Consider the following 22914-nt stretch of genomic DNA (forward strand, 5'->3'; position numbering starts at 1 on the left):
GAGTTTGACCATGAAGCCTGACCGTTTGTTCCGCATTCTGCCGCTCGCCCTGCTGCTTGCCGCCTGTTCCGGCGGCGGCAACGAAAGCCAAGTGCAGCAGAAAAACGATGCCCCGCCGCAAGCCGCCGCGTCCGAACATGCCCCCAAAGGCCCCCTAATCGGCATCGACCAGCCGCGCATGGACACCGATTTTTGGACGATGTACGCCAACTACGTTCCCGTGAAAGGCGCGGAACACGATGTGCCCCTGTTCCAAACTTCGTCCAACAACGACGCGCAAAAAATGATTGCCAACGTGCAGCAAATGCTGCAATCGGACGTGAAAGCCGTCGTCATCGCGCCGCAGGACACCGCCGCCACCAAAACCGCGCTGGACGCTGCCAAAGCCAAAAACATTCCGGTGGTATCGGTGGACACCCGTCCCGATGCGGGCGATGTCTTTATGGTGGTACGCGCCGACAACCGCGCCTACGGCACCAGTGCCTGCGTGGTGTTGGGCGAAAAGCTGAAAGGGCAGGGGCGCGTGGTGGAATTTCAGGGCGCACTCAATTCCATCAACGGGCGCGACCGTTCGGAAGCCTTTGCCGAGTGCATGAAAACCAAATATCCCAAAATCGAAGTGGTGGAAATCCCCACCGAGTGGAAAAAAGAACCCGCCATCGCCGGTTTGCAAACCGCCTTGTCCAAAGGCAAGGTAAACGGCATCTACATGCAGGCGGGCGGCGTGTATCTGGAGCCGACATTGGCGTTTTTGTCGCAAAACAAACTGCTCAAACCCGCAGGCGACCCCGAACACATCGTGATTGTTTCCAACGACGGCATCAAGAGCGAATTGGAAGCGATTCGGCGCGGCGACATCGATGCCACCGTGTCGCAACCTGCCGATGATTACGCGCATTGGGCATTGTTCTACGCCCGCGCCGCCGCCGAAGGCAAAACCTTCCAAACCGGCGCCACCGACCACGGCTCGCAAATCGTCCAACCGCGTGAAGGCTTGCTCGAAGACCAGATTGTCGCGCCGGTGGTTACCGCAGACGGTGCGACTTATGGCGATTTAAAAACGGTCAAAGCCGACAATCCCGATTTGTGGGGCAACAAATAAAACAACCGGCCGCCCGTGTTCCGTATGCGTTTGGGACAACAGTGGCGGCCGTTTTTTGGAGAAGCGATGATGCAAGAGCCAACGGCAGCACCGCCCCTGTTGGAAGCGGTCGGGCTGGTCAAACGCTACGGCAGCAACACCGCGCTGGACGGTGTGAATCTTACCGTTCACACAGGGCGCACCCACGCATTGGTGGGGCGCAACGGCGCGGGCAAATCCACGCTGGTGTCGCTGATTACCGGGCTGAACGCCGCCGATGAAGGGCAAATCCGCTTCAACGGTCAGGACGCGCCCGCGCCGGGCAATTTGCACGAATGGCGCAAACACGTTGCCTGCGTGTATCAGAAATCCACCATTGTCCCGTCTTTGAGCGTGGCGGAAAACCTGTTGATTAACCGTCAGGATTTCGGCAATGGCTGGATTGACTGGCAGCGCGTGTACCGCACCGCGCAAGACATTTTGGACGAATGGGACATTCCCGTTGATGTGCGTGCCGAAGCAGGCAGCCTCGATGTGGAAAACCGCCAACTGATGGAAATCGCCCGTTCTTTAAGCTACGGAGCACGTTTCATCATCTTGGACGAACCCACCGCCATGTTGGACGGCCGTGCCATCAAACGCCTGTTTGCCCGCATGGAAAAGCTGCACGAACAGGGGGTAACGTTTTTGTTCATCTCGCACCACCTTTCCGAAGTGTACGACATCTGCCAAGACGTTACCGTTTACCGCGATGCGCGGCACATCATCACCGCACCGGTGGCGGAGTTGGACAAGCGCGGTTTGATTGAAGCGATGACCGGCGAAAAATACGCCGAGCGCGAATACCACCCGCGCAAATTGGACGGCGAAACCACCCTGCAAGTCAATCAGTTGAACCGCAACGGCGCATACCACAACGTTTCGTTTGCCGTGCGGCGCGGCGAAATGGTCGGGCTGGCGGGCGGCGGCGGTTGCGGCAAAATCGCCGTTGCCGAAACGCTGGTGGGCTTGCAAACGGCAGACGCGGGCGAAATCCTGCTCAAAGGCAAACCCTATCCCGCAGGCAGCGTGAAAGCGGCATTGGCGGCGGGCATCGGTTTTGTGCCGCAAGACCGCCACCACGAAGGTTTCGTTCCCGACATGAGCATTGCCGAAAACGCCACCTTGAGCATACTCGAACGCTTGAGCCGTTGGGGATTCATCAGCCGCAAACGCCAAAACAAGCTGGCGCAGCAGTGGTTTGACGCTTTGGACATCAAGGCATACGGCATCGACCAGCCCGTGTCGGGCTTGTCCGGCGGCAACCAGCAAAAAGTCGTACAGGCGCGGGCAATGGCCAACAACCCCGATTTGCTGGTCATGATGTCGCCGACTGCGGGCGTGGACATCAAAAGCAAAGAAACCTTGCTGGACTATGTTGCCAAAAGCAGCGAAAACGGCACGTCGGTGCTGATTGTTTCGGACGAACCCGATGATTTGCGTGCCTGCGACCGCGTTTTGGTGATGTATCACGGACGCATCACCCACGAATTTCCCATCGGCTGGCAAGACCAACAACTGATTGCCGCAATGGAGGGCTTGACCGAAGCGCAGCCTGCCTTTGCCGCCACCACCGCACCAGAGGAGCATACACCATGAGCAACACCACCCCCCCCGTCCGCAGCGCCCCCGCCTTCCGTTGGGCGAGTTTGCGCGACTGGGTGCTGATTCCGCCGATTATTCTGATTCTCATCATCGGGCATGTGCTGACGGGCAATTTTTTGAGCTGGGACATTTTGAAAATCCCGATTGAGCAGTCCACCCAAATCGGTATTTTGGTGTTGGCGGAGGCTTTGATTTTGATTATCGGGCGCATGGATTTGTCGTTGGAGTCCGTGTTCGGACTCGCACCTGCGGTGGCGGTGTGGGCGGTGGTCGGCGCAACCATGACGGGCACGGGCGGTTTTCTGAACGGCGAATTTGCCTTATTGGCGGGTTTGTTGGTGGGGCTGGCGGCGGGCGCACTCAATGCGCTGATGATTGTCAAATTCCGGCTCAACGGTTTTATCGTTACGCTGGGCATGCTGACGGCGTTGCGCGGTTTGCAAACCTTTCTCACCGGCGGTGCCAGCCTCTACCAACTGCCCAAGCAGTTTCAAGCCTTGGCACAATTTGGTTTTCTGGGCATGTCGTTGAGTTTTTGGGTGTTTGTGCTGACCGCGCTGGTGTTGGTGCTGATGATGCGCTTTACCCGTTTGGGGCGTTCGCTGTATGCCATCGGCGGCAATGCCGATGCGGCGCGGGCGGCAGGCATTCGGGTGGACGCGATTGTGGCGGGCGTGTTGGCGGCGGCGGGGCTGTTGGCGGCGTTGGCGGGGATTTTGTACACCGCCCAATACGCATCGGTGGGGCAAACGCAGGGTTCGGGCTATATTTTTACCGTTTTTGCCGCGTGCGTGATTGGCGGCGTGTCGCTCAACGGCGGACGCGGTTCGGTGTTCGGCGCACTCACCGGCATTTTGCTGCTGAAATTTATCGACCAGCTTTTGCGCTCGCTGCAAGTGCCCGGCACCGTGATTGAACTGATTACCGGCACGTTTATTCTGGTGGCGCTGATTATTTCGCGCATCGCATCGGGCAAACCGCAGGATTGAGCCGCACGGCTTTCAGGCTGCCTGAAAAACGGTTGGAGAACAACATGCAATATGCACTCATGCTGGATTTGCAAGACGACGAACAAAAAATTGCCGAATACGAAGCCCACCACCGCGCCGTGTGGCCGCAAGTGCTGGCACACATCCGCGCCAACGGCGTGCGCCAAATGCGGATTTACCGTTTGGGCACGCGCATGGTGATGCTGATGGACACCGATGACACCTTCAGCTTTGAGCGCATGGCGCAAAGTGCCGCGCAAAACGAAGCCGTGCAGCGTTGGGAAACACTGATGTGGCAATATCAGCAAGTTACCCCGTGGACGGACGCGGGCGCGAAATGGCAGCCGATGCGGGAAGTCTTTTGTTTGGAAAGCGATATATAATCGCTGCTTTTGACACCTGACGGACAAATTATGTACGAACTGAACCTGATTCCCGGCACGCTCACCCTGCCGCAACTGCGCCGCGCCTATGCCGAGCCCTGCCGTTTGCGTTTGGACGAAGGCGCGTGGGCGGCAGTGGACGACAGCGTGAACTGCGTAAACCGCATTGTGGACGAAAACCGCACCGTGTACGGCATCAACACCGGTTTCGGGCTGCTGGCGTCCACCCGCATCGCCCGCGAAGATTTGGAAAAACTGCAACGTTCCATCGTGTTGAGCCACGCGGCGGGCGTGGGCGAAGCGGTGGACGATGCCACCGTGCGCCTGATTATGTTGTTGAAAATCAACAGCTTGGCGCGTGGATTTTCCGGCGTGCGCCGCGTGGTGCTTCAGCATTTGATTGCCTTGCTCAACGCCGAAGTTTATCCGCACATTCCCCTGAAAGGCTCGGTGGGCGCATCGGGCGACCTTGCCCCGCTCGCACACATGAGCCTGTTGCTGCTCGGCGAAGGCAAGGCGCGTTATCGCGGCGAGTGGCTGAACGCGGCGGACGCCTTGGCGCAAGCGGGCATTCCCGCGATGGAATTGGCGGCGAAAGAAGGCTTGGCATTGCTCAACGGCACGCAGGTTTCCACCGCCTTTGCCTTGCGCGGACTGTTTGAAGCGGAAGACGTGTTTGCGGCGGCCTGCGTTTCAGGCAGCCTGAGCGTGGAAGCCGCGCTCGGTTCGCGCACGCCGTTTGATGCGCGGATTCACGCCGTGCGCGGGCAGCAGGGGCAGAAGGACGTGGCCGCCGCCTACCGTCATCTGCTGGACGACGACAGCGAAATCGGTCAATCGCACCAAGATTGCGGCAAAGTGCAAGACCCGTATTGCCTGCGCTGTCAACCGCAAGTGATGGGCGCGGCACTCGCGCAACTGCGCCACGCCGCCGCCGTGCTGGCAACCGAAGCCAACGCCGTTTCCGACAATCCTTTGGTGTTCGCCGCCGATGACGAGATTTTGTCGGGCGGCAACTTCCACGCCGAACCGGTGGCGATGGCGGCGGACAACATCGCACTGGCGTTGGCGGAAACCGGCTCCATCGCCGAGCGGCGCGTGTCCATGCTGATGGACAAACACATGTCGCAACTGCCGCCGTTTTTGGTGAACAACGGCGGGGTGAATTCCGGCTTTATGATTGCCCAAGTTACCGCCGCCGCCTTGTGCAGCGAAAACAAAGCCTTGGCGTTCCCGAGCAGCGTGGACAGCATTCCCACTTCCGCCAATCAGGAAGACCATGTTTCCATGGCGCCGCGTGCGGGGGCGCGTTTGTGGGAAATGGCGGCGAATGTGCGCCATATTGTCGCGATTGAATGGCTGGCGGCGTGTCAGGGCATGGACTTGCGCGAAAACGGTTTGAAAACCTCGCCGCCTTTGGAACGGGCGCGGGCGGTGCTGCGCGAAGCCGTGCCGTTTTACGCGGAAGACCGTTTTTTCGCGCCCGACATTGAAACGGCGGCGCAGTTGTTGGCGCAAGGGCGTTTGACGGAATTGCTGCCGCAGGGTTTGCTGCCCAGCATCGCGAAACACGGTTGAAAAATGACCCGTGCAGTGCCGTTGCCCGCATCGGACGGGCAGCAGATGGCGGCAAACAGGCAATAACGCCGCCGCAAAACCCCTTTGCCCGCACCTGCGGAAAGGATATAATTTTCGGTTTTGCCCCTGATTCTGCCATGTCCGACACCCCGCAACCGCTTTATCTGCAAGTGAAACATTATCTGCTGGCGCAAATCCAAAGCGGCGCGTGGCGGGTGCATGAGCGTTTGCCGTCCGAACACGCACTGACGGCGCAATTCGGCGTGTCGCGCATGACGGTAAACCGTGCCGTGCGCGAATTGGCGGACGAAGGGCGGCTGGTGCGTTTGCAAGGCGTGGGAACGTTTGTCGCGCCGCCGAAAGCGCAGTCGGCTTTGTTTGAAGTGCGCGGCATTGCCGAAGAAATCGCGCGGCGCGGCGGCACGCACAGTTGCCGCGTGCTGCTGCTGGCGCGTGCCGAAGCCGATGCGCCGACCGCGCTGGCATTGAACCTGCCGCAGGGTGCGGCGGTGTTCCGCAGCATCATCGCGCATTCGGAAAACGGCGTGCCGATTCAGTATGAAGACCGTTGGGTGAATCCCGCCGCCGCGCCCGATTATTTGGCGCAGGATTTCACCCGCACCACGCCGCACGATTATTTGAGCGCGGCAGCGCCGTTCAGCGAGGGCGAGCATATTGTCGAAGCGGCGTTGCCGCCCAAGGCGGTGGCGGCGGCATTGGCGATGGCGCGGGGCGAGCCGTGTTTGGTGGTGGAACGGCGCACATGGAGCGGCAGCGTGGCGGTAACGCGGGTGCGGCTGTGGTTTGCGGCGGGACGATACCGTTTGCAGGGGCGGTTTGCGGCTTGATGTGCCGTTTGTTTTTCCGACAACAAAACACCCGTGTTTCCGACCGTATGGAAACACGGGTGTTGTTTGCTATGATGCGTCTTTATTTTCCATTTTCCGCATCGGCTTGCGGCTGCTGCTGGCGCAAACGTTCTTCCCAGAAAGTCGCGCCCTTGATGCCCAGCTTTTGCGGGTCGAAGGTAAAATGCTTCACGCCCGCTTTTTGCTGGTCTTCGTAGTCTTTCAGCGCGGTCAGTGTCGGTTTCGCCATAAAGAAAATTACGATGATGCCGACAATGTTCAGCCACGCGGTCAAGCCCACGCCGATGTCGCCGATGTCCCAAATATAGCCCGCGCTGCCCACTGCACCGTATGCCACCGCCAGCATAATCACCACTTTAATCACAAACAGGCTGCCGGTGGTTTTAAACGAGCGCGTCAGATACGCCACATTGGTTTCGGCAATGTAGTAATACGCCAAAATGGTGGTAAAGGCAAAGAAGAACAGCGCAATGCCCACAAACACCTGCCCGAAGCTGCCAAACATGCTGGACACTGCCAACTGCGTGAATGCCGGTGCGCTGATGGGGGTGTCGGGCGCGATGTTTTGCACCAGAAATTGACCTTCCGGCAACGCGCCCTGAATATTGTATTGTCCGGTAATCAAAATCATAAACGCGGTGGCGGAGCAAACGAACAGCGTGTCCACATACACCGAAAACGCCTGCACCATGCCTTGCTGTGCGGGGTGTTCCACTTCGGCGGCGGCGGCGGCGTGCGGGCCGGTGCCTTGTCCGGCTTCGTTGGAGTACACGCCGCGCTTCACGCCCCAGCCGATTGCCGCGCCGAAGCCTGCTTGCGGGGTAAAGGCATCACTCAAAATCATGCCGACAATCGCGGGCAACTGACCGATGTTCATCAGAATAATCAGCAGCGACATAATAATGTAGCCCAATGCCATAAACGGCACGATGTATTGGGTAACGTTGGCGATGCGCTTGATGCCGCCGAAAATAATCAAACCCAAAACAACCAAAATAAACAGCAGTGCAATCAGTTTGTTGCTGCCCACTTCGCCGAAAGAGGTCTGCACCATATTGCCTTCGCCGAAAATGGTGGTTACCGCGTTCGCCACACCGTTTGCCTGTACGCCCGGCAAAAACAGCCCGCAGGAAACAATCAGCGACACCGCCAGCAAGATGCCGTAAGCCTTGCCCGCCGTGCCGCCGAAGAATTTTTCAAAATAATAAGCGGGGCCGCCGCGATATTCGCCGTGGTCGCGTTCTTTATAAATTTGCGCCAGCGTGGATTCCACATAGGCGGTACTCGCGCCCAAAAACGCCACTACCCACATCCAAAACACCGCACCGGGTCCGCCAAAACCGATGGCCGCCGCCACGCCCGCAATGTTGCCCGTGCCGACCCGACCCGACAACGCCACCGCCAAAGCCTGAAACGAGCTGATGCCTTCGGGCGAAGTGTTGGGTCTGGCGAGCAGACGCAGCATTTCCTTGAAATGGCGCACCTGCATAAAGCGGGTCAGCACCGAAAAAAACAGCCCCGCGCCCAAGCACAGGTAAATCAAGGCGGGGCTCCACACCCAGCCGTTGATGTCGTTGATGAGTTCTTGCATGATTTTCTCCGAATATCGAGTCTGAATGCCTTTTAATCTCTTTCATGCCGAAATCGTGGCAAATCAAGGGCCTTCAACGATACCGCAACGGCGGTATGGCTGGATGAAAAGGCGGGACGACAGCATGCCGTGCTGTATCTTTTGCCATTATATTATGGTTTTGGTTTTTGCAGAATTGCCCGCAGACGGCGGCGCGGCAGGAGATGCGGAAAGCATTTGTTTTTATATTGTTGTTTTGTATCGGATAAAACCAATGCTGATGCGGGCGTTCGGAAAAAACGATGATGCGGCACTGTTGCGCCGCCAAGACGTTGCACAAACGGCAAGACCTTGACGGTGCAGGGTCTTGCCGGTACGGGTTTATTCGGCACGCATGATGTTGTAGACGCTGCTCAAATCGTACACTTTGTAGCGTGCGGGGTCTTTGCGCCCTTCGCCCGCGTAGCTCAAGGTCAGCCCCAAGCGGCGCTCTTTATCGACCCAGCCGATAAACATGCCACTGTGCTGGATGTTTTTGTAGCTGTGGTTGATGTGGTAAATCCAGTCGCCCACGCGCAATTGGTCGGGGTGGGCATAGGGGCCTTGCGAGGCGTGTCCTTTGTATACGGTTTTGCGGGCTTGGCGCGGCACGCCGGCGCGGGTGAATACGGTGTCCAGATAATCCCAGCAGCCGCCGCGCACCACTTCTTTGTGAAACAGTGCCATCACGCGCCCTTGTGTCAGCACGTTGCGGGCTTTGCCCACCGCATAACGCTCGGCAGCCAATACCAAAGGCATGTGGTCGGGGTGGACGCCGTTGCCTTTGGCGGACGCTCGGGACGAGCGTACTTGGGGGGCGTACACGGTGGTGCGGGCGTGGTTGCTGTTGAGAATGTCGGCGGCGCGGCGGCCGTCGGCCTCATCGCGTGCGGACGGGTTTTGCGGGGGCGTGGAATAGGGGGGCAGCAGTGAACAGGCAGACAACCACACGCTTGCCAACGCGCATACGGTAAGATACTTCTTCATAACAATTCCTTTTCGGTTTGAAACCCCGCCATTGCCGGCGGTAAGATAAACTTGGATGCGGGCGGGGCAGTCCCGTCCGCATCGGGGCGGCACGCGGGTTGGTGCCGGCGTGCGCCCCCGTGCTTTGAAATGCGGGTAACCCGATTGTTTCAATGCACAAAATACCGCCCGAATCCCAAACGGCGGTTATGTCTCACTCTATCAGTAAGGCTGCGTGGCGACAAGGTTTTATCGGAATAATTTTCGCCAAACGGGGCGGTGCGGGCAAGGCTGCGGGGGCGTATGTGTGCCGTTGTGTAAAAATAGTGTTAAAATCCACAGTTTTATTCTCAAGCTGCCGCAAAGCGCAGCGCACAACACAGACCATGAATCCATCTCAAAAACGCGACACTGTGCAATACGATGTGGTGGTTGTCGGGGCGGGGCCTGCGGGCTTGGCCGCCGCCATCCGCTTGAAACAACTTGATGAAAACCTGAATGTCTGTGTCTTGGAAAAGGGCAGCGAAGTGGGGGCGCACATTTTGTCGGGCGCGGTGTTCGACCCGATTGCGCTGACGGAGCTGTTGCCCGATTGGCGCGAACGCGGCGCGCCGCTCGATTGCGCGGTGCGCGAAGACCGTTTGTGGTTTTTGGGCAAGCAGCGCCAATTCAATTTGCCCGTGCCGCCGGGTTTTCATAATCAGGGCAATTACATTATCAGCTTGGGGCGTTTGTGCCGTTGGCTGGCGGAGCAGGCGGAAGGCTTGGGAGTGGAAATCTACGCGGGTTTTGCCGCCACAGAAGTGCTGTATGACGCGCAAGGCGCGGTGATGGGGGTGGCAACGGGCGACATGGGCATCGGCAGAAACGGCGAAGCCACCGCCAACCACCAGCCCGGCATCGAGCTGCACGCCCGCCAAACCCTGTTTGCCGAAGGGGCGCGCGGGTCGTTGAGCAAACAGGTCATTGCCCGTTTCGCACTCGACCGCGATGCCTGTCCGCCCACTTACGGCTTGGGCATCAAGGAAATTTGGGAAGTGCCGCCACAGCAGCATCAGGAGAGTTTGGCGGTGCATACGCTGGGCTGGCCACTCGACAGCCGCACCTACGGCGGCGGTTTTATCTACCACGCCGCACAAAACCGCATCGCCATCGGGCTGATTGTCGGGCTGGACTACCGCAATCCGTATTTGTCGCCGTTTGAAGAGATGCAGCGCTTCAAAACCCACCCCGCCGTGCGCCCGATGCTGCAAAACGGACGGCGCATCGCCTACGGTGCGCGGGTCATCAGCGAGGGCGGTTTGCAAAGCCTGCCGCAACTGTGCTTTGACGGCGGCGCACTCATCGGCGATGCCGCAGGCTTTTTGAACATGTCCCGCCTCAAAGGCTCACACACCGCCATCAAATCGGGCATGCTGGCGGCGGAAGCCGTGTGCGAAGCCCTGTCGCGCCAAAGCGTCCGTGCCGAAACCTACCCGCACGCCTTTGCACAAAGCTGGCTCTACCGCGAATTGCACGCCGCACGCAATATTCGTCCCGCCTTCCGTTGCGGACTGTATCTGGGCAGCGCCTACGCCGCATTGGAGCAATACCTGCTCAAAGGGCGCGCCCCATGGACGTTCCGCCACCACCGCAGCGATGCCCGCAGCCTGAACAAAGCCGCCGACAGCCGTCCCATCGCCTACCCCCCCGCAGACGGCACACTCACCTTCAACCGCAGCGACAGCGTGTTTCTTGCCAACCTTGCCCACGAAGAAAACCAGCCCGTTCACCTTGTTTTGGGCAACCCCCTGCTGGCAACCGAAGTCAATGCCCCCGAATACGCCTCGCCCGAAACACGCTATTGTCCGGCGGGCGTGTACGAAATCATCGAACAAGAAGGCAAAAAACAACTGCACATCAACGCCGCCAACTGCATTCACTGCAAAACCTGCGACATCAAAGACCCCACCGGCAACATCACATGGACGTGTCCCGAAGGCGCGAGCGGGCCCAACTACGGCGCAATGTAGCGGCAAAAATACGGTACAATCCCCTACGGCACGGCAATCGGGGCGTTTGCAAAAACCACACTTTTGCCGCCCCGCCGCAAAAAATCCCCGCCGCCATGCCCAAATTCAGTAAAATAACGCGATTTTGGCCGCCGTTTCCGTAAACGCACACACCGCATGCCGCATTGTCGAGAACAAGCATGGACATACCCACGCCGCAGATAACGGTACCGGACGACTACATCCCGTACCCCATCCGCACCCAAATCAACCAAATCGACCCGCGTTTGGATGTATTTTGGCAGGATTATCTGATAGAGATTTTCAAAAACCTGCGCGACCACGACCGCAAAAACGTGGCCGTTCAGCTTCTTGCGCCCAAAAAAATCTTTTGGAACAACGAAAAAAAAGCCTTTGTCTACCATCCGGACGGCAGCGAAGACAACTTGAGCAGCGTTTTGGCAGACATTCCCCCCAATGCCCGCCACCTCAAAGCCTTTGCCGTCAGTGCCGTGCGCCATCTGGACAGCCTGCGTACCTACGAACACATCGAAGAAATCGCCGATTTTTTGGAAAACGTGTTGGACAAAATCCAAAATCTCGACATCGAAAACAATTTGGGGCAGCAAGTCCTCAAGCAAAGGCTTTATGCGGCGTTTATTTACGCGGCAGGACACATCATCCGCAACAAAAAAAACCTGCTGTTGCCGCAAAACCACCGCAACCTCAATCCGGGCATGATTATCACCTTCATCAACGAAGTGTATTTGAAATACCAATTGCTCGGCTACTGGTTCAAAACCTTGAGCAACCGCCAATTGGCGGCGATGCCCGAACCGTTGATGCACGATTTTTTGTGCCGCGAACAAAAAACCCGCCAATTGCAAATCGTGCGCACGTCCAAATACCTGTTTGCCATCGCCCCCACCATCGAAATCGGACACAACCCGTTTACCATACGGCGTTTTTTGCAGGAAGAAGCCCTGTATTCGCACGAGCGCATTATTTTTAACGGCGTTGCCATCAATTTGGCGATGCTTGCCGAAAATCCGCCCGAATACGAGCAGCGTTTCAAGCAGCAAACCGATTACGAAGCGCGTTTCCGCCACCAAATCGAACACATCATCACGCTCGAATCCAATGTGAATCCGGAGATTTTCGAGTTTTTGTATGAGTTGGAGCATTATCACGAAGATACTTTGCTGCCGATGCTGTTTGCGCCGATGCCCGCAGATGTGCCGCTTAACAAAGCCGTGCCTTCGCGCCTGTTGCAATATGAAAAGCTTTTGACCAGTAATGTGTTGGTGCCGTTTCACCGCATTTTGCGCAAGGTGGTGAGCAATAATGACGAACAGGAGGTGATTTACATCGGTATCCGCCAATTGTTCGGCAATATTTTGAGCGCGTTTAAGGATTTTTTGCTGCTGCCCGCGCTGTTGCTGAACGAGCAGGCAGACATGCTGTTTGGAAGGCTGCTTGCTTATACGCTGTTTTTGGAAAAACGCCACGACAGTGTGTTTCGCATGCACACGCCCGCCGAGTGGGACGAGCAGCACGAGGCTTCGCAGGAGGCGTTGCAGTTTATCGAGGATTTGATGGCGCAAAAGATGGAGCGCCACAGCCGTTTGGTCAGCCAAATCAATAATCAGCAAACGGCGGTGGATTCGCCCGGATTGTTGGGGCGTTTGCTCAAGCGCGGCGAGCGGGACGAGAACCGTTTGGGCAATTTGAAACGTCAGTCGCAGCAGACGCAGTGGGAGGTGTTTCAGGAGTTGTTGCAGTTGCCCAAGCATTTTCCCGACAGGGTGGTGCATTTGGAGTTTGATTCGCTGATGTTGAGCAAGCAGGCGATTCGTCATTATGCGTTTCCGGCGGGCAATAACGGGATTACGCGGCTGCCTTTGGTGTTGGCGGTGCCCGACAGTGTAACGCAGTTTGATTTGGCGGCGTTTGATAAGGACATGCAGTTGAAAATCCGTCAGGGCGGGGGCGGGTAGGGCGTGTCAGGTATTTTTTAAGTTGTTGATAAAGGAATTTTTGTTCATGCTGATTTTGCAAACCGACCGCGATGCCCTGCTCAAGCCTTTGCAGGCGGTCATCGGTATTGTGGAACGCCGGCACACTTTGCCGATTCTTGCCAATATTTTGATTGAGTGCCGCAACGGTCAAACCATGCTGTTTGCCACCGATTTGGAAATCCAAATCCACACCAACGGCCCGGAAAGCGATGCGGGCGATTTCCGTATTACCACCAATGCCAAAAAGCTGCACGATATTTTGCGGGCGCTGCCCGATGGTGCGCTGGTGCGTTTGGAGCAGTCCGACAACCGTTTGACGCTGACGGCGGGTAAGTCGCGTTTCAATTTGCAAACGCTGCCTGCCGATGAGTTTCCGACCATGAATGTTGCCGAACCGGTGGGCAGCCGTTTCCGCTTGGCGCAGGCGCGGCTGCGGGACATGATTTCGCAGGTGCAGTACAGCATGGCGGTTCAGGACATTCGTTTTTATCTCAACGGCTTGCTGATGGAAACGGCGGGCAGCGAGCTGCGTTTGATTGCCACAGACGCGCACCGTTTGGCGTATTGCCGTACCGACATCGATGCGCAGTTGCCCGATGCCGAAGTGATTTTGCCGCGCAAAACGGTGATTGAGTTGGGCAAGCTGCTCAACCGTCCCGATGATGAGGTGGAAATCGAGTTGTTGGACAATCAGGTGCGTTTCAATTGCAACGGCACGGTGATTGTCAGCAAAATCATCGATGGCAAGTTTCCCGATTACAACCGTGTGATTCCTTTGGATAACGATAAGATTTTTCTGATTGGGCGCACGCAGTTGCTGGCGGCGCTGGAGCGTTCGGCGATTCTTGCCAATGAGAAGTTTCGCGGGGTGCGTTTGCAGTTGCTGCCGGGGATTTTGCGGGTGTCGTGCAGCAACAACGAGCAGGAAGAGGCGCAAGAAGAGTTGGAAATCGCCTATCAGGGCGGAGAGCTGGAAACGGCGTTCAACATCAGCTATTTGATGGACGTTTTGCGCAATATCCACAGTGAGGACATGCAGCTTGCGTTTGGCGATGCCAACCGTTCCACGCTGTTTACCGCGCCGGACAAGCCCGATTTCAAGTATATTGTGATGCCGATGCGGATTTAAAACCACGCTGATGCTCGGTCAAGTGCAAGATTTGGTTAAATTTTGCTGCCGCGCTTGCGTAAAACCGTGCCGCCGCCTAATATGGCGGCATTTTGTTTGCCCTGTTTGCTCATGAACCTTTCCGCCCCGTTTATCGAATGCCGCGACTTGGCGTTTGCCTACACCGACCGCCCGATTTTGCAAAACGTGAATTTCACCGTGCAAACAGGGCGTTTTGCCGCGATTATGGGCGGTTCGGGGAGCGGCAAAACCACGCTGCTGCGCCTGATAACGGGACAACTGCGCCCGACATCGGGGCAGGTGTTGGTGCAGGGGCGCGATTTGGCGGCGTTTTCCACCGCCGAGCTGACCGCCCACCGCCGCCGCATGGGGGTGTTGTTCCAACACGGCGCGTTGTTTACCGATTTGTCGGTGTACGACAACATCGCTTTTCCGATGCGCGAACTGACCAAGCTGCCTGAAGAAGTGATACGCGATTTGGTGCTGCTGAAGCTGCACGCGGTGGGCTTGCGCGGCACGGAACAACTGATGCCCGCCGAACTGTCCGGCGGCATGGCGCGGCGGGTGGCGTTGGCGCGAACCATCGCGCTCGACCCCGAACTGATGCTGTTTGACGAACCGTTTACCGGACTCGACCCGATTTCGCTGGGCGTGATTGCCGACTTAATCCACCGCATAAACAAGGCATTGCGTTCCACCAGCCTGATGGTAACGCACGATATCGAGCAATCGCTTAAAATTGTCGACCAAGTGGTGTTTTTGGCACACGGCGAAGTGGTGTTTTCTGGCACGCCCGATGAGATGCGCCAAACCGATTCGGAATGGGTGCGCCAGTTTGTCGGCGGACTGCCGAACGGGCCGGTGGCGTTCCGCTATCCCGCCGCCACCACTTTGAAAGACGATTTGTTGCAGGCTGCCTGAAAAACTTTATCATACAGAAAACCTTATGAATTTTATCCAAACCACCGGCCGCAAAACGCTTGCCTTTGTCCGCATTTTGGGGGCGCACACGCTGTTTTTGCTGCGGATTGTTTCGCTGCTGCCGCAATCGCTGCTGCGCCTGCGCCTGACCGTGCGGCAGGTGTATTTTGCCGGTGTGCTGTCGGTGCTGATTATTGCCGTGTCGGGTTTGTTTGTCGGCATGGTGCTGGGTTTGCAGGGCTACACGCAGTTGGCGAAATTCAAATCCGCCGATGTGTTGGGCTTTATGGTGGCGGCTTCGCTGTTGCGCGAGTTAGGGCCGGTGTTGGCGGCGATTTTGTTTGCCAGCAGCGCGGGCGGGGCGATGACCAGCGAAATCGGTTTGATGAAAACCACCGAGCAGCTTGAAGCGATGAACGTGATGGCGGTTGACCCCGTTGCCCGCGTGGTCGCGCCGCGTTTTTGGGCGGGGGTGCTGTCCATGCCTTTGCTGGCGAGCATTTTCAATGTGGCGGGGATTTACGGCGCGTATCTTATCGGCGTGCGCTGGCTGGGTTTGGACGCGGGTATTTTTTGGTCGCACATGCAAAACAACATCACTTTCGGCTACGATGTGTTGAACGGTTTAATCAAATCGGCGTGTTTCGGCACGGCGGTGGCTTTGATTGCCGTGTATCAGGGTTTTCACTGCACGCCCACCGCCGAAGGGATTTTACGCGCCAGCACGCGCACGGTGGTGTCGTCCGCGCTGACGGTGCTGGCTTTGGATTTTATTTTGACGGCGTTTATGTTTACCGCTTGATTTTGGCAAGGAATGATTTATGAAAAAAAGCGTTTTGGAATTTTGGGTGGGGCTGTTTGTGCTGCTGGGCATTGCCGCTTTGGGCGTATTGTCGTTTCAAGTGGCGGGCGGCAAAGGTTTTTCAGGCAGCCGCGCCACCTACGCCGTCCACGCCGAGTTTTCCGACATCGGCGGTTTGAAAGTGAATGCGCCGGTAAAAACGGCGGGCGTGCTGGTGGGGCGCGTGGGCGGCATCACGCTCGACCCGAAAACCTATCAGGCGAAAGTTACCCTCAATTTGGACGCGCAATATCCGTTCAGCACCGATGCCAACGCGCAAATCCTGACTTCGGGTTTGCTTGGCGAACAGTACATCGGGCTGTTGCAGGGCATGGACGAAACCATGCTCAAAGACGGCGAACACATCACTTCGACCGATTCGGCATTGGTGTTGGAAAAGCTCATCGGCAAGTTTATGACGGGCATGACCGAAAAAGCCGCCGAAGCGGTTTCCGCCGAAAGCAAGGGCGAATAAACCATTACCAACCACACTGTACAGAAAGGATACGGACATGAAAAAAATCCCGTTTGTGAATGCTTTGGGCATCGGTATGCTCAGCATCGGTTTGGCGTTTGCCGACCCCGCCGCCATTGCCCAAGTGCGCGAAAACGCGGTGCAGATGCTCAACATCGTCAATAAGGCAAACGGCAAAAACGATGCGCAAATCCGCAAACAGGCGGAAGATTATGCCACGCCGTATTTTGATTTCAAACGCATCACGGCGATGGCGGTGGGCACGGCGATTTGGAAAAACGCCACGCCGCAGCAGCAACAGGCGTTGATTGACGGCTTCAAACACAAAATCCGTTCGCAATATGCAGGCACGATGATGGCGTTTAAAAATGCCAAAGTGCAGGTACACGAACAGCCCGTGTCGGTAAAAGGCAATCAGGTGGAGGTGAAAACCACGCTGGCGTTGAGCAACGGCAAAAAAGCCGATGTGGTGTTTGCCACTTACAAAAGCGGCAAGCTCTACCGTGTGTATGACATCAAGGCGGAAGGCTTGAGCATTGTGCGCCCGTTCCAAAGCCAGTTTCAAAAAACCGTCAATGAGCAGGGCAAAAGCCCCAAAGGGGTGGATTACAAAAAGGGCATTGATGCGCTGATTGCCGAGCTCAACGGCAGCAACGGCGGTAAAAGATAATGCACGTCAGCCTGCATGAGGGGTGTCTGTTTTTGCACGGCACGGCAACGGTGCATACCGTTACCGCTTCGGCGTACCGGCAGTTTGCGGCACTCTGCGCCCGAAGCGGGGTGGCGGCGGTGGATTTCGGCGGTTTGCAGCAGGCGGATTCCGCTTGTGTGGCGCTGCTGTTGGCGGCGTTGCGCCGTTGTCCGGCGCCGCTTGCCGTACGCGGTTTGCCGCACGGTTTGCGCGAGTTGGTGCATTTGTACGAATTGCAGGATTTTGCCGGCGTGCCCCCTGCCGCCGAACCGGAGAAAATTTGATGAACCGTCCGTTGATTCCGCCGCGCCGTTTGGCGGTATTGTTGGTGTGGTGCTGCGCGGTGTCTGCCGCGCACGCTGCGGAAACCGCCGACCCGTATGAGCGTTACAACCGCGCCATGTTCCGTTTTAACGAAGCTGCCGACCGTTATGTGATGCAGCCGGTGGCGCGTACTTATCAGAAAGTCGCGCCCCAACCCGTACGTAGCGCGGTGGGCAATTTTTTTGACAATCTGCGCGACATCGTCAGCTTCGGCAGCAATGTGCTGCGCGGCAATGTGGAAAAGGCAAGCACCGATTTCATGCGCGTGTCGGTGAACACCACCTTTGGCTTGGGCGGACTCATCAACATTGCCGATGCCGCCAAAATGCCCAACAACAAAAACAACTTGGGCGACACCTTCGCATCGTGGGGCTGGAAAAACAGCCATTATCTGGTGATGCCCCTGACCGGCCCGTCCACCGTGCGCGACAGCTTGGGCAATGCCATTGTCGAAGTGTATTCGCCCGAAAGCGTGCTGTTTCCCAAGCGGGCGGTGCGCGGCAGCTTGGGCGCCTTGCGCGGCGTGAGCAAACGCGAATCGCTGTTGCCGTTTACGGACGGCTTTGCCCACATCGAGGGCGACAAATACGCCTATACCCGTGATTTGTATATGCGTTTGCGTAACCGCCAAGTAGGCAACACCGCAGCCCTGCCCAACGAAGACATCGATATCGACGATTTGGTCGCGCCCGATGAGGGCGATGTGGAGGCTGCACCGCAGGGCGAAACCGCCGCGCCCGCAGACGCAACGGCAGACACCCCGTCCACAGACGACACCGCCCTGCCGTCCGATGCCGCACCCGACACGCCGCAGCAAGATGCCCCCGTTGTGCCGCAGCCCGCACCCGCAGACGGCGCGGCTGCCGAATTTCCCAACCACCCCATCGAAGGAGCGGAACATGTATGAAGTAAACCGCAGCGTCTTTATGCTGATTCCCCTGCAACCTTTTTGGAACTGGCTCAACAGCCTGCCCGACAGTCAGTTGGACGGCATCACCTTGGAGGGTTTGCAGGCAGATGCCAATGCCTATCTGGTTCCCGCCTGTGAAAACGCCGAACAGGTATGGGAAGAAATCCAATCGCGCATTGAAGAAATTTTCGCTGCCGAGCTTGCCGACTGGTGCGAAGACCAAAGCCAGTGGCCCGACCTGCACCCCGATATTTTCGGCGAATGGTTTGCGGTGGAGCTGTCGAGCATCGTGATGGACTTGAGCAGCGATGCGCTTGCGCGTGATGTGTTTGAGCCTGTGCATGCCGACTGATGCCCACCGTATTGTGGTCGGCAACTACCATTTGGACGGCTACGGTCATGTCAATAACGCCCGCTATCTGGAGTTTTTGGAAGCGGCGCGTTGGGCATGGTTTGCGCAGCACGGGCTGACGGCGGCGGCGCGGCAAACGCGGCTGGTGGTGTTGCACATCAACATCCGCTACCGCCGTGCCGCCGTGTTGGACGACGTGCTGACGGTACACAGCCGCTTGTGCGAAGTCAAATCGCGTCTGTTGCGCCTGACGCAAACGGTGCGGCGCGGCAGCGACACGGTGGCGGAAGCCGAAGTCGCCATCGCGCCCACCGATGCGGCAGGCAATGTGGTGCGTCTGCCCGATGCCTTGCGCGGCGTGCTGGCGGAATTGTTGGCTGCCGGAGATTCGGAAGTTTGAATATGTTGAAAAAAATCTTTTTGGCGGCGGCGGGCTTGGTGCTTGCCGCCTTGTTTGCCTTTGTGCTGCTCGCGCCCGACCGCCATCCCGCACCGTCTTTCCAAATTAGCGATTTGTCGGGGCAAACCCTTGCCAACGAGCAGCTAAAGGGCAAGGTTACGCTATTGAATTTTTGGTTTCCGTCTTGTCCGGGCTGTGTGAGCGAGATGCCGAAGCTGATTCAAACGGCGCAGGATTATCGCGGCAAGGACGTGCAAATCATCGGCATTGCCGTGCCGGTGGACCCGATTGAAAGCGTGCGCGAATATGCCCGCAGCCGCGCTTTGCCGTTTGCGGTGGCGTTTGACGGCGACAAAGCCGTTACCCGCGCTTTTGTGCAAACCGAGCTGTATCCGACCAGCGTGTTAATCGACAAGCAGGGCAATATTGTGCAAACCTTTGTCGGCGAACCGGATTTTGCCAAACTGTATCGGCAGATAGACACCGAGCTGGCAAAATAGCGCCTGCCTTTTGCGAAGCGGTCATGGCGGCGGAAAATCGGTTATAATCCGTTCCGTACCGTATTTTTAATCAAAATTCCTTTCCGGTTTGAAGCCCCGCCGCTTCGGCGGTAAAACAGGCTTTATTCGGGCAGGGTGTCTGCCCGTCCGAATCGGGGCAACACATGGGGCTGCGCTTTATGTGCAGCCCTGTGAATTGAAACAAACTTAATTTGGATACGTTTGATACGACCGAAAGCCCGCTTATGTCCGCCCACGATTTCCTGCTGCACAATCAACCCACTGCGTCCACTGTCCGTGTTTTGTGGTATTTGCACACGTTTTTCCAAGAAAAAATGTGGCAGGACGGTTTGGCGTTCGAGCGGGAGCTGCGCGCTTGCCGTTTGGATTATTCGCCCGAAAGTTTGTGCCGCATCGATGATTTGCTGCGCGGTTTGCGCGAGTCGGGGCGGGTGGCGGACGCTGATGCTTTTTTCGGCGAGATGGCGAATCAGAATTTTTTGTCGCTGTTGGCGTTTTATTGCGGGGAGTTGGTGGGGCGCACGCGCCGTCAGGCGGCGGTGTGGCTGTCGTATGACGCGCTGGCGGGCAGCGACCCTGAAGCGGCGGCGGCGTATCCGCCCGCGTTGTGGACGGATTTTCTGGCGGAGTTCCGCAATTATGACGGCAGCCGCACGCTGTATTTTCCGCTCAAAAGTTTGTGCGGGGCGTTGTTCGGCAATACGGACGAAACCGATGTGCTGCGTGCCGCCGCCGCGCTGATGCCGCCCGATGCGCCCGCGCAAACGCCCGCCGCCGATGTGCCGCCGCAGTCTTTGGATTTCAGTATCCGCCACGCGCTTTCCGCCACCGATGCGGCGCATTTGCCGTATTTGCAGATGCTTGCGCCCTGCGGCTCTGCCAACGAGCCTTTGTCTTTGCAGCTTGATGCGCTGGGCACGCTGTACCGTCAGGGCAGGGTGGTGTGGGCGGCGGCGGTGGAAGCCGCGCCGTCTTTGGCAGAATCGGGCAACACCCGTTCGGCGGCGGTGGAGGTGGTGTACGACCCGTCCGGCCGTACCGATACGGAAACCCTGCGCCAAGCGGCGCGGAGTTTGGCGGTACTCAAACACGCCGATGACGAAGCGGAAGAAGGTGCGGACGATGCGGCTGATGCGGCTGATGCGGACGGCGCAAGCCCTGCCGCACCGCGCCCGCGCACCAGCCCTTTCCACCGCATACCGTCTATGGTCAGCCACATGCCTTTGCAAACGGCCACCCTGTTCGTGTGGCTGCCGCATCTGCCGGACGGCGTGTTGCGCCTGCCCGTGTTTCCGATTCTGATTGACGAAAGCACCCGTGCCGTTACCCTGCTGCCCGCCCGTTATTGGGCGCACACGCAGCACTACCGCGACTGGCTGGAATGTGCCGACCCGAAAGTCCCCGCCGAAACCGCCCCCGCTTTTGCCGCGCTGTTGGCGGACGAACCTGATTTTTGGCGGGATTATCCCGAGTTGGTGCGTCCTTTGCGCGAAGAAGTGCCGGATTTGGGGCAATTTCCCGAACCCTACGCCGCCGCCGACAGCAAACTCGGCCGCCGTTTGGTCAAAAACTACCGCACCGCCGCCCAAAGCACCTATCCGCGTTTTGCCGAAGACCTGCCCGCCGAAAGCGACATCGCCGCCTGCGCCGCCCAACTGCACAACGGCGAAGCCAACACCTTTCCCGAACGCATTGAAAAATATGCCCGTTTGCGCTTGGCGGATTTCGGTGCCACCCTGATGGAGCTTGCCGACCCCGCCGCCAACCGCCTGCTCAACCGCCAAGCACTGCCCCACGCCGCCGAAATGCTCAAGCGCGACCCGCCGCCCGATGCCTACCAATGCGCCCGTTTCGTGCACGGACTGATGCGCCAAAGCCAAACCAACAGCACCGCCGCCGTTTACCTTGCCTACCTGTACGCGGTCGGGCGTTTCGTACCGCAATCGCTGTGCGAAGCCGCCGCATGGGCGCATCAGGCAGCCGATGCGGGCGACTGGCGCGCCACCAAACTGCTTGCCGACATCCTGCTTGCCGCCCCCCATGCCGCACCCGAACTCTATTACGAAACCGTCAGCAACGACACCTACGTGATTTTGTCCGACCTCAAAGAAGCCGGCTTAAGCACCAAAGAAATCGAACAACAGAAAAAAGCCTTTCTCGGCAACCGCCAAGCCGTCATGGAAACCGTGCGCCGCCAACTGCTCCGCGCCGGCGAGCAGGGCGACCCCACCGCCCAAGTGCGTTTGCAACAACTGATTGACACCGAAGCCATGCCCGCCGAAGCCGCCGACGCCCGCTACACCGGCATCAAAAATTGGCTGGCGATTTACGCCGAGCGCAGCGACCAGCCCGACCCCGCCCCCCTTGTAGACAGCAGCACCCTGCTCAAAAAACCCTCCGCCGACAACACCGCCGACCTTGCCCCGCCCCGCCGCAAACTGCGCCGCCTGCTGCTGTTGCTTGCACTGCTGGCAAGCCTGCTGTGGTGGGCATCGTTGCAGCAAGGCTGGAATCTCCACCACATCAAACAACACCTGCTCGGGCTGTGGCAAAGCCTGCCGAAATAAGCGCGTCATCACCATACCCGTTGCGCACGGTGCGTCTTGAAAAAACACCGTGCCGAACACACAATATGGCTGATGTGATTTGTTGTTCGGACAAAGCAACCGACACCGCATAACAAGCAAAGCACATCAACCGTTGCACGCACCGGCACGGCAGCGCGGCAACCGCTTGCCGTGCCGTCCGCACACATCAAAACAAGGAACACCGATGAATTTGGAACAAGTTTGTCAAACCGTCTACACCGAAGTACCCGGCGCACTTGCCGTAGCCGTTGTCGATTTGCACATCGGCGCACCGATTTACGTTTACCACACCGTCAGCCATTTCAACCAAGACTACGTAGACTTGGTTTCCGCCGCCGCCGTAGACTTGTTTCGCGGACGCACCGTCCGCATGATTGAAAACAAACTGACCGGCACACGCGGACGCTCCGCCCGCCACGCCATCAAAGAAGTGCAAATGACCACCGACCACACCCTGCACTTCATGATGATTCTGCCCGAGAAAAACAACATATTGGCACTGCTGGTAACCAACCGTTCCGCCAGCATCGGCATGGGCTGGGCATCGCTGCGCCGCGCCATTCCCAAACTCACCCGCTATTGCCCCTAGAGCGTGTCATCAATTAAAATTTTCTACTATAAATCAGTATAATAA

General features: G+C 57.8%; 22 protein-coding genes. 20 read left to right on the plus strand and 2 right to left on the minus strand.

The window, feature by feature from the left end; genetic code table 11:
• Positions 1-10: 10 nt before the first annotated feature.
• The 6 genes from G392_RS12105 to hutC all read left to right on the plus strand — a co-directional run bounded on the left by G392_RS12105 (position 11) and on the right by hutC (position 6523).
• On the plus strand, positions 11-1102 hold the full coding sequence (locus G392_RS12105) for a sugar ABC transporter substrate-binding protein (RefSeq protein WP_084165921.1): 1092 nt from the start codon (positions 11-13) through the stop codon (positions 1100-1102).
• Positions 1103-1168: 66 nt separating this feature from the next.
• The gene (locus tag G392_RS12110; protein ID WP_051255576.1) at positions 1169-2719 is read left to right on the plus strand and encodes a sugar ABC transporter ATP-binding protein; all 1551 of its coding nucleotides are present in this window, start codon (positions 1169-1171) and stop codon (positions 2717-2719) included.
• Positions 2716-3714 (plus strand): ABC transporter permease, encoded by a 999-nt coding sequence (locus tag G392_RS0104570; protein ID WP_051255577.1) that lies wholly within the window; start codon positions 2716-2718, stop codon positions 3712-3714. The genes G392_RS12110 and G392_RS0104570 overlap by 4 nt, the downstream gene beginning before the upstream one ends.
• A gap of 44 nt (positions 3715-3758) precedes the next feature.
• Positions 3759-4097, plus strand: coding sequence for an L-rhamnose mutarotase (locus G392_RS0104575; protein ID WP_027009276.1), 339 nt, complete (start codon positions 3759-3761; stop codon positions 4095-4097).
• 30 nt (positions 4098-4127) lie between these two features.
• The gene (gene hutH, locus G392_RS0104580) at positions 4128-5675 is read left to right on the plus strand and encodes a histidine ammonia-lyase (protein ID WP_027009277.1); all 1548 of its coding nucleotides are present in this window, start codon (positions 4128-4130) and stop codon (positions 5673-5675) included.
• Positions 5672-6523 (plus strand): histidine utilization transcriptional repressor HutC, encoded by an 852-nt coding sequence (gene hutC / locus G392_RS0104585; RefSeq protein WP_245571926.1) that lies wholly within the window; start codon positions 5672-5674, stop codon positions 6521-6523. The genes hutH and hutC overlap by 4 nt, the downstream gene beginning before the upstream one ends.
• 82 nt (positions 6524-6605) lie before the next feature.
• Here the strand turns inward: hutC and G392_RS0104590 are convergent, their stop codons facing one another.
• A complete protein-coding gene (locus tag G392_RS0104590; protein WP_027009279.1) occupies positions 6606-8135 on the minus strand; it encodes an alanine/glycine:cation symporter family protein in 1530 nt (509 codons plus the stop codon).
• A gap of 360 nt (positions 8136-8495) precedes the next feature.
• A complete protein-coding gene (locus tag G392_RS12115) occupies positions 8496-9140 on the minus strand; it encodes a hypothetical protein (protein WP_027009281.1) in 645 nt (214 codons plus the stop codon).
• A 365-nt stretch (positions 9141-9505) separates the two neighbouring features.
• Here G392_RS12115 and G392_RS0104605 point away from each other — a divergent pair, with 365 nt between their 5' ends.
• The 14 genes from G392_RS0104605 (at position 9506) to G392_RS0104670 (ending at position 22869) form a co-directional block, all read left to right on the plus strand.
• Entirely contained in the window at positions 9506-11131 is a 1626-nt protein-coding gene (locus tag G392_RS0104605; protein ID WP_027009282.1) for an electron transfer flavoprotein-ubiquinone oxidoreductase, read from the plus strand.
• Between the two features lie 179 nt (positions 11132-11310).
• Positions 11311-13107 (plus strand): hypothetical protein, encoded by a 1797-nt coding sequence (locus tag G392_RS0104610; protein WP_027009283.1) that lies wholly within the window; start codon positions 11311-11313, stop codon positions 13105-13107.
• A 46-nt stretch (positions 13108-13153) separates the two neighbouring features.
• Entirely contained in the window at positions 13154-14257 is a 1104-nt protein-coding gene (gene dnaN / locus G392_RS0104615) for a DNA polymerase III subunit beta (protein WP_027009284.1), read from the plus strand.
• A 111-nt stretch (positions 14258-14368) separates the two neighbouring features.
• A complete protein-coding gene (locus tag G392_RS0104620; RefSeq protein WP_034334420.1) occupies positions 14369-15178 on the plus strand; it encodes an ABC transporter ATP-binding protein in 810 nt (269 codons plus the stop codon).
• Positions 15179-15203: 25 nt separating this feature from the next.
• The gene (mlaE, locus tag G392_RS0104625; protein WP_027009286.1) at positions 15204-15980 is read left to right on the plus strand and encodes a lipid asymmetry maintenance ABC transporter permease subunit MlaE; all 777 of its coding nucleotides are present in this window, start codon (positions 15204-15206) and stop codon (positions 15978-15980) included.
• A gap of 19 nt (positions 15981-15999) precedes the next feature.
• Complete coding sequence (mlaD, locus tag G392_RS0104630; RefSeq protein ID WP_027009287.1) at positions 16000-16494, plus strand: outer membrane lipid asymmetry maintenance protein MlaD; 495 nt, start codon at positions 16000-16002, stop codon at positions 16492-16494.
• A 37-nt stretch (positions 16495-16531) separates the two neighbouring features.
• The gene (locus tag G392_RS12120; RefSeq protein WP_034334422.1) at positions 16532-17164 is read left to right on the plus strand and encodes an MlaC/ttg2D family ABC transporter substrate-binding protein; all 633 of its coding nucleotides are present in this window, start codon (positions 16532-16534) and stop codon (positions 17162-17164) included.
• Positions 17164-17469 (plus strand): STAS domain-containing protein, encoded by a 306-nt coding sequence (locus G392_RS0104640; RefSeq protein WP_027009288.1) that lies wholly within the window; start codon positions 17164-17166, stop codon positions 17467-17469. Before G392_RS12120 ends, G392_RS0104640 begins: the two co-directional genes overlap by 1 nt.
• Entirely contained in the window at positions 17469-18416 is a 948-nt protein-coding gene (locus tag G392_RS12125; RefSeq protein WP_084165922.1) for an MlaA family lipoprotein, read from the plus strand. Before G392_RS0104640 ends, G392_RS12125 begins: the two co-directional genes overlap by 1 nt.
• Complete coding sequence (locus tag G392_RS0104650) at positions 18409-18771, plus strand: hypothetical protein (RefSeq protein WP_027009289.1); 363 nt, start codon at positions 18409-18411, stop codon at positions 18769-18771. Before G392_RS12125 ends, G392_RS0104650 begins: the two co-directional genes overlap by 8 nt.
• Positions 18728-19171: an acyl-CoA thioesterase gene (locus G392_RS0104655; RefSeq protein ID WP_245571927.1), complete on the plus strand. Its 444-nt coding sequence runs from the start codon at positions 18728-18730 to the stop codon at positions 19169-19171. The genes G392_RS0104650 and G392_RS0104655 overlap by 44 nt, the downstream gene beginning before the upstream one ends.
• 5 nt (positions 19172-19176) lie before the next feature.
• Complete coding sequence (locus tag G392_RS0104660) at positions 19177-19671, plus strand: TlpA family protein disulfide reductase (protein ID WP_027009291.1); 495 nt, start codon at positions 19177-19179, stop codon at positions 19669-19671.
• 245 nt (positions 19672-19916) lie between these two features.
• On the plus strand, positions 19917-22259 hold the full coding sequence (locus tag G392_RS0104665; RefSeq protein WP_027009292.1) for a hypothetical protein: 2343 nt from the start codon (positions 19917-19919) through the stop codon (positions 22257-22259).
• Positions 22260-22464: 205 nt separating this feature from the next.
• Positions 22465-22869, plus strand: coding sequence for a hypothetical protein (locus G392_RS0104670; protein WP_027009293.1), 405 nt, complete (start codon positions 22465-22467; stop codon positions 22867-22869).
• Positions 22870-22914: the final 45 nt, after the last annotated feature.

This window comes from Conchiformibius kuhniae DSM 17694 (assembly GCF_000428785.1).
Classification (GTDB): domain Bacteria; phylum Pseudomonadota; class Gammaproteobacteria; order Burkholderiales; family Neisseriaceae; genus Conchiformibius; species Conchiformibius kuhniae.

Coding starts and splice junctions, on each gene's coding strand:
- G392_RS0104670 (WP_027009293.1), top strand. CDS start 22,465: ATGAATTTGGAACAAGTTTGTCAAACCGTCTACACCGAAGTACCCGGC.
- G392_RS0104650 (WP_027009289.1), top strand. CDS start 18,409: ATGTATGAAGTAAACCGCAGCGTCTTTATGCTGATTCCCCTGCAACCT.
- G392_RS0104590 (WP_027009279.1), bottom strand. CDS start 8,135: ATGCAAGAACTCATCAACGACATCAACGGCTGGGTGTGGAGCCCCGCC.
- G392_RS0104605 (WP_027009282.1), top strand. CDS start 9,506: ATGAATCCATCTCAAAAACGCGACACTGTGCAATACGATGTGGTGGTT.
- mlaD (WP_027009287.1), top strand. CDS start 16,000: ATGAAAAAAAGCGTTTTGGAATTTTGGGTGGGGCTGTTTGTGCTGCTG.
- G392_RS0104665 (WP_027009292.1), top strand. CDS start 19,917: ATGTCCGCCCACGATTTCCTGCTGCACAATCAACCCACTGCGTCCACT.
- G392_RS12110 (WP_051255576.1), top strand. CDS start 1,169: ATGATGCAAGAGCCAACGGCAGCACCGCCCCTGTTGGAAGCGGTCGGG.
- hutH (WP_027009277.1), top strand. CDS start 4,128: ATGTACGAACTGAACCTGATTCCCGGCACGCTCACCCTGCCGCAACTG.
- dnaN (WP_027009284.1), top strand. CDS start 13,154: ATGCTGATTTTGCAAACCGACCGCGATGCCCTGCTCAAGCCTTTGCAG.
- G392_RS12105 (WP_084165921.1), top strand. CDS start 11: ATGAAGCCTGACCGTTTGTTCCGCATTCTGCCGCTCGCCCTGCTGCTT.
- mlaE (WP_027009286.1), top strand. CDS start 15,204: ATGAATTTTATCCAAACCACCGGCCGCAAAACGCTTGCCTTTGTCCGC.
- G392_RS12120 (WP_034334422.1), top strand. CDS start 16,532: ATGAAAAAAATCCCGTTTGTGAATGCTTTGGGCATCGGTATGCTCAGC.
- G392_RS0104620 (WP_034334420.1), top strand. CDS start 14,369: ATGAACCTTTCCGCCCCGTTTATCGAATGCCGCGACTTGGCGTTTGCC.
- G392_RS0104610 (WP_027009283.1), top strand. CDS start 11,311: ATGGACATACCCACGCCGCAGATAACGGTACCGGACGACTACATCCCG.
- G392_RS0104575 (WP_027009276.1), top strand. CDS start 3,759: ATGCAATATGCACTCATGCTGGATTTGCAAGACGACGAACAAAAAATT.
- G392_RS0104640 (WP_027009288.1), top strand. CDS start 17,164: ATGCACGTCAGCCTGCATGAGGGGTGTCTGTTTTTGCACGGCACGGCA.
- G392_RS12125 (WP_084165922.1), top strand. CDS start 17,469: ATGAACCGTCCGTTGATTCCGCCGCGCCGTTTGGCGGTATTGTTGGTG.
- G392_RS12115 (WP_027009281.1), bottom strand. CDS start 9,140: ATGAAGAAGTATCTTACCGTATGCGCGTTGGCAAGCGTGTGGTTGTCT.
- G392_RS0104570 (WP_051255577.1), top strand. CDS start 2,716: ATGAGCAACACCACCCCCCCCGTCCGCAGCGCCCCCGCCTTCCGTTGG.
- G392_RS0104655 (WP_245571927.1), top strand. CDS start 18,728: ATGCGCTTGCGCGTGATGTGTTTGAGCCTGTGCATGCCGACTGATGCC.